This is a genomic window from Arthrobacter sp. CAL618 (assembly GCF_000468215.1).
Lineage (GTDB): Bacteria > Actinomycetota > Actinomycetes > Actinomycetales > Micrococcaceae > Arthrobacter_D.
Genome location: NZ_ASZW01000162.1, coordinates 1 through 1,355 on the forward strand (window position 1 = coordinate 1; position 1,355 = coordinate 1,355).

Annotated in this window: 1 protein-coding gene; it reads right to left on the reverse strand. The window is 62.4% G+C overall.

Annotated features, from left to right (window positions below):
* Positions 1–271 precede the first annotated feature (271 nt).
* Positions 272–1,355, reverse strand: a 1,084-nt coding sequence (locus K728_RS19065) for an acyl-CoA dehydrogenase family protein (protein WP_443110960.1), incomplete at its 5' end; no start/stop codon positions are given.

A 1,355-nucleotide genomic window follows, 5' to 3' on the forward strand; every position in this document is an offset into this window, starting at 1 on the left:
GGGGTGAGGCGGTCGAGGAGGGCCAGACGCTGGGGACGGTCGCTTCGCTAACGGCCGGGTCGCACTGCCCCGCGGGATGTCTTCATTGGGGCGTGCGACTGAGGGGTCTGTACGTCAATCCGCTCAATTATGTGCTGGACCGCAGGCCGTCGGTCCTGCTGCCGCTGCACGGCCCCTGACGTCCCGTCCCAGTCATTACGCGAAAGGCCCCATCCAGCACGTCCTGCGACAGGCACCCGGAAGGCTCAGGCCCCCCTGATATTCCAGCCGCCTAAACGAACGCGGCGATCCCGGTGATGGCCCGCCCGGTCACGAGGGTGTTGATTTCGTGGGTGCCCTCGTAGGAGTACACCGCTTCGGCGTCGGAGAAGATCTTGGCCATTTCGTAGTCCGTGACGATGCCGTTTCCACCCAGCAGGCTGCGGCCCATTGCGACGGTTTCGCGCATCCGCGCCGTGGTGAAAGCCTTGGCCAGTGCCGACTGCTCGTCCTTGGCCTGCCCTTCGTCCTCGAGCTGGGCCAGCCGGACCATCATGCCCATTGAGCTGACCGTGTTGCCCAGCATTTCGACGAGTTGTTGCTGGACCAGCTGGAAGGAGGCCAGCGGACGGCCAAACTGGTGACGTTCGACGGCATATCGCCGTGCCACATCAAATGCCGCGAGCTGCTGGCCTACCGCCTGCCACGCAACCGAAAGGCGGGTTACCTTCAGTACCTTGTTGGTGTCTTTGAAACTGTTGGCGCCTTTGAGGTGGAAGTCATCATGGACCACCACGTTGTCGAGGGTGATGTCGGCGTTTTCGACGGTGCGCAGCGCGATCTTATTCTCGATCTTGGTGGCGCTATAGCCCTTGAGCGTGGTGTCAACGAGGAAGCCTTTGACCTGGTTATCGGCGAGATCGCGAGCATAGATGACCACCCAGTCGGAGAACGTGGCGTTGCCAATCCACCGTTTGGCGCCGTTGATGATCCAGCTATCGCCTTCCCGGCGGGCCGTGGTGCGGGTGCCGCCTGCGACATCAGATCCGCCCAGAGGTTCAGTCAGCCCGAAAGCGCCGATCTTTTTCATCGAGTAGATATCGGGCAGCCAGGCTTCCTGCTGTTCCGGCGACGCGAGCTCCTCGATTGATCCGGTGAACAGACCGTCGTGAACACCCAGGAAGGTGGCAATTGAGGTATCGGCGCGGGTGATCTCGGCGTGCATTAGCCCGGCGAACAGGTTTGAGTACCCCTGCCGGCGGACTGGGCTCATCACGTCCAGCTCGGCAAGCTTGGGAATGAGGTCTTTCGGGAAGGTTGAATCGTTCCACCACCCGGTGGCGTGCGGCTTCACCTCGGTCCGCAGGAACTGGCGG